The sequence below is a fragment of the Nocardioides sp. YIM 152588 genome (genome assembly GCF_040191335.1).
Lineage (GTDB): Bacteria > Actinomycetota > Actinomycetes > Propionibacteriales > Nocardioidaceae > Nocardioides.
The window spans coordinates 1-4,874 of record NZ_JBEGDJ010000098.1 but is presented as its reverse complement, the minus strand read 5'-3'; the positions used below and the strand labels follow the sequence as shown (position 1 = coordinate 4,874).

The 4,874-nt window shown below is 73.7% G+C and carries 4 protein-coding genes; 3 read left to right on the top strand and 1 reads right to left on the bottom strand.

From position 1 onward, the window contains the following. Positions 1 to 1,468: amino acid adenylation domain-containing protein (locus ABLM29_RS22020; protein ID WP_349716779.1), on the bottom strand; the 1,468-nt coding region annotated here is incomplete at its 3' end. Between the two features lie 107 nt (positions 1,469 to 1,575). Here ABLM29_RS22020 and ABLM29_RS22015 point away from each other — a divergent pair. From ABLM29_RS22015 to ABLM29_RS22005, 3 genes are all read left to right on the top strand, one after another. Further along, positions 1,576 to 3,189: a long-chain-fatty-acid--CoA ligase gene (locus ABLM29_RS22015; protein WP_349716778.1), complete on the top strand. Its 1,614-nt coding sequence runs from the start codon at positions 1,576 to 1,578 to the stop codon at positions 3,187 to 3,189. Positions 3,190 to 3,289: 100 nt separating this feature from the next. Next, positions 3,290 to 4,498 carry a S1C family serine protease gene (locus ABLM29_RS22010; RefSeq protein ID WP_349716776.1) on the top strand — a complete coding sequence of 403 codons (1,209 nt, stop codon included), beginning with the start codon at positions 3,290 to 3,292 and terminating at the stop codon, positions 4,496 to 4,498. Between the two features lie 109 nt (positions 4,499 to 4,607). Then, positions 4,608 to 4,874, top strand: a 267-nt coding sequence (locus tag ABLM29_RS22005; protein ID WP_349716774.1) for a hypothetical protein, incomplete at its 3' end; no start/stop codon positions are given.

The following is a 4,874-nucleotide window of genomic DNA, read 5'->3' as shown; positions in this document are numbered from 1 at the left end:
CGGAGGTCCGCGTCGGGATGTCGTCGACGACGGCCAGCCGCGGCACCAGCGCGGCCGGCATGGTCGCGCGCAGGTGGGCGGTGGCGGCGTGGAGGTCGAAGCCGGGGCCGGCGCCCTCGGCGGTGTCGGTGGCCTCGGGGGCCTCCGTGGCGACGTAGCCGACCAGCAGCTGGTTGCCGGTCGCCGAGCGTCGTACGGCGGCGGCGGCCGCGGTCACGCCCGGCAGCGCCAGGAGCGCGGAGTCGATCTCCCCCAGCTCGATCCGGCGCCCACCCAGCTTGATCTGGTCGTCGGCGCGGCCCGCGAAGAGCAGGCCGTCGGGGTCGTTGACGACGATGTCGCCGCTGCGGTAGGCGCGCTCCCAGCCCAGCGTCGGCATCGGCGCGTACTTCTCGGCGTCCTTCGCCGGGTCCAGGTAGCGCGCCAGGCCGACGCCGCCGATGATCAGCTCGCCGCGCTCCCCCTCCCCGACCGGGTTGCCGTCGGGGTCGGCGACGACCAGGTCCCAGCCGTCCAGCGGGAGGCCGATCCGGACCGGGCCGTCGGCGGTGACCAGCGCGCCGCAGGCCACGACCGTGGCCTCGGTCGGGCCGTAGGTGTTCCACACCTCGCGGCCGTCGCGGACCAGGCGCGCGGCCAGCTCCGGGGGCAGCGCCTCGCCGCCCAGGATGAGCAGCCGGACCCGGGCGATCGCGTCGTCGGGCCACAGGCTGATCAGGGTCGGCACGGTGGAGACCACGGTGATCGCGTTGGCGGCCAGCCAGCCGCCCACGTCGACGCCGCTGCGGACCAGGGCCCGCGGGGCCGGCACCAGGGTGGCGCCGTACCGCCAGGCCAGCCACATCTCCTCGCAGCTGGCGTCGAAGGCGACGCTCAGGCCCGCCATCACCCGGTCCTCGGGGCCGATCGGCGCTCCCTGGAGGAACATCCGGGACTCGGCGTCCACGAACGCCGCCGCGTTGCGGTGGGAGACCGCGACGCCCTTCGGGGTGCCGGTGGAGCCGGAGGTGAAGATGATCCAGGCGTCGTCCTCGACCCCGGGGCCGGCGACGGCGTCCAGCGGCTCGCGCGGGTCGCCGGTCGGGGTGATCGCCAGCCCGGCGCCGACCACCGCGGCCACCGCGGCCTCGCCGAAGACCAGGCGGGCGCGCTCCTCGGGGTCGTCGGCGTCGACCGGCACGTAGGCGGCGCCGGCCACCAGCACGCCCATGATCGCGACGTACAGGTCCGTGGTGCCCGACGGCAGCCGGACACCGACCCGGTCGCCGCGGCCGATCCCGAGCTCGGCGAGCGTGGCGGCGAGGGCCTCGGCGGCCTCCAGGAACTCCTCGTAGGTGACGGTGTCGGCGCCGCTGTCGAGGGCGATCGCGTCGGGGTGCGCCAGGGCGGTCTGCCGGACGATGTCGACCAGGGTGCGGGGTTCGGGGGCGAGCACAGCGCGGAGCAGTGGCGATCGGGGCGACGTCACCTCTCCATCGTCGATGATCGAGGTGAACGGCAGGTGACAGCGCCGCGGCGGCACGGTTCGGCGTGGTTCTGTTGAGCGGGCTTGTGATCTCAGACACAATCGACCGCGTGACTGCGACGACCGAAGCTCCCGCCTGGCCCCCGGCGATCCCGCCGGAGCCCACCTACCTCGACGACCGCCTGAACCACTGGGCGGCGGCCACGCCCGACGCCGAGGCGATGACCTACCTCGGCCGGACCTGGACCTGGGCCCAGTGGCACGACCGGGTCCACCGCGCCGCCGGCGGCCTGCGCGACCTGGGCGTCGCGCGCGGCGACGTCGTCTCCTTCCTGGACAAGAACCACCCCGCGTGCGTCGAGATCAGCCTCGCCGCCGGGTCGATCGGCGCCGCCAACGCGATCATCAACTGGCGCTCGGCCGGCGACGAGATCGACTACGCCGTCAACGACTCGGGAGCCAAGGTGCTCTTCGTCGGCGCCGAGCTGATGCCGACCATCGAGGAGATCCGCGACCGCCTGCCCGCCGTCGAGAAGGTCATCGTGGTCACTCCCGACGGCGGGGAGGACGACGAGTACGAGCAGTTCCTGGCGGCCGCCACCCCCGTCGACGACGGCCCGGACGTCCTGGAGGACGACGTCTGCCTGATCATGTACTCCTCGGGCACCACCGGCCGCCCCAAGGGCATCCAGCTGACCCACCGCAACATGGTCGCCCACACCGTCAACGCCCACGACGGCTGGGGCTTCGACCCCGGCGACAAGTCGATGGTCTCGATGCCGCTGTTCCACGTCGGCGGGTCGTCGTACGTGCTCTTCGGCATCCACGACGGCGTGCCGACGGTGATGACGCGCGAGGCCGACGGCGCCTCGCTGGCCGGCGCGATCATGGCGGGCGCGAACCGGACCTTCCTGGTGCCCGCCGTGCTGGCGCAGGTGCTGCAGTCCGGCCCGGACGCGGTCAAGCTGTTCAGCCACCTCAAGACCTACACCTACGGCGCCGCCCCGATGCCGCCGCCGCTGCTGCGCGCGGCGATGGAGGCCTGGCCGGACACCGACTTCATCCAGGTCTACGGCCTCACCGAGGTCGGCGGCGTGGTCACCCACCTGATGCCCGAGGACCACCGCGACGCCGAGGCCGAGGGCCACCCGGAGCGGCTGCTGTCGGCCGGCAAGCCGATCCCCGAGGTCGAGGTGAAGATCGTCGACCCCGGCCTGCTGACCGAGCTGCCGACCGGCGAGCACGGCGAGATCTGGCTGCGCACCCCGCAGCTGATGAAGGGCTTCCTCAACAAGCCCGAGGCCACCGCCGAGGTGATCACGGAGGACGGCTGGTTCCGCACCGGCGACATGGGCCACATCGACGCGGACGGCTACGTCTACGTCTCCGACCGCCTCAAGGACATGATCATCACGGGCGGGGAGAACGTGTACTCACCCGAGGTGGAGCGGGTCCTGTCGGAGCACCCCGCGGTGCTCGAGGTCGCCGTGATCGGCGTGCCCGACGAGAGGTGGGGCGAGGCGGTCAAGGCGGTGGTGGCGCTCAAGGAGGGCGCCGCGGCCTCCGACGTCGAGCTGATCGAGTGGTGCCGCGAGCGGCTCGCGCACTTCAAGGCGCCCAAGTCGGTCGACGTGCTCGAGGCGCTGCCGCGCAACCCCACGGGCAAGATCCTCAAGCGGTCGCTGCGCAAGCCGTACTGGGACGAGGCCCAGCGCCAGGTCTGATCCGGACGACGACACCCGCCGGGGACCCCTCCGGCGGGTGTTGTGCGGATGCTCACCGCGGTCTCAGCGATCGCTCAGGCCGCGTCGACACAGTGGTCCCATGAGCCAGGCACTGCCCCCGATGCCCCCGCCCCCCGCGTCCGGCTACCCGGCGAGCTACCCGGCGACCCCGTCCCCGCGGCCGCCGCGGCGCACGGGCTTCGCGGTCGCCGTCCTCACCGGCGCCCTGCTGGTCGGGGGCGGTGCGGGGTTCGGCGGCGCGGCGCTGTGGGAGGCGGTCTCCGACGACGGCACCTCGTCCGCGAGCGGCTCCTCGCTCACCGTCGCCGACACCCCCGACGCCCCGGCGGCCTCGGGCAGCGTGGAGGAGGTCGCGGCGAAGGTGCTGCCGTCGGTGGTCAAGCTGGACGTCTCCGCCGGCCAGAGCGGCGGCAGCGGCTCGGGCGTCGTGCTGGACGCCGACGGCCTGATCCTCACCAACGACCACGTGGTCAGCCTGGCCGGCTCGGTCGACCCCGCGCAGGCCACCATCACCGCGTCGTTCAACGACGGCACCAAGGCCGCGGCCACCGTGGTCGGCACCGACCCGCTCACCGACACCGCGCTGGTCCAGGTCGACGGCGTGAAGAGCCTGACCCCGGTCACCATCGGCAAGTCCGGCAACCTCGACGTCGGCGAGCAGGTGGTCGCCATCGGGTCGCCGTTCGGGCTCGACTCGACGGTGACCAGCGGCATCGTCTCCGCCCTGGACCGGCCGGTCGACGTCGGCCAGGACGCGCAGGGCAACACCACCGCCTACCCGGCGATCCAGACCGACGCCGCGATCAACCCCGGCAACTCCGGCGGTGCGCTGGTCGACATGGGCGGCAACCTGGTCGGCATCAACGCCTCCATCCGGAGCACCGGGAGCACCAGCGGCGAGTCCGGGTCGATCGGCCTCGGCTTCGCCATCCCGGTCGACGAGGTGCTGCCGATCATCGAGCAGCTCAAGGCCGGCGAGGCGCCGACCCATGCCCGGCTCGGCATCCAGGTCACCGACTCGACCGCCCAGCAGGGCGTGCCGCAGTCCGAGGTCGTCGACGGCGCCCAGATCCAGCAGGTCAGCGACGGCTCCGCCGCCTCCGACGCCGGGCTCGAGTCCGGCGACGTCATCACCGGGATCGACGAGCACCAAATCACCAGCGCGGACTCGCTGGTCGCGATCGTCCGGGCCTACCGCCCCGGCGACACCGTGACCGTCACCTACCAGCGGGGCGGCAAGGAGAGGACCACCACCCTGGACCTCGGGTCGGACGCCTCCACCTCCTGACGGTCGTCGTTCCGGCGTCGTCGCCCCGGGCGCCCGCGGGACCTTCGACACTGGCCCCCCCGCACCGGACGGCGACAGGCTCGGTGTGAGCCGACGATCGGAGCGGGCGATGAGCGACCAGCGACCCCTGCCGCCGCTGACCGCGTGGGGCGCCGTGCTGGCGTGCTTCGTGGCCAGCCTGACCCTGCTCGCCGGCCGCCGCGTCCACCTGCCCCGCAGGAACGTCGGGCGCTCGTTCCGGTTCATCGACGGCACCGACGCGGTCGTCTACCGCGAGACCGTCGCCGACCGGACGCCGGCCGACCCGTGCTTCCTCGCGGTCTCCTTCCGGCTGCGCGGCGTGCGGGGGCGCCGGGGGCACGCCGCGTTCCGCGCG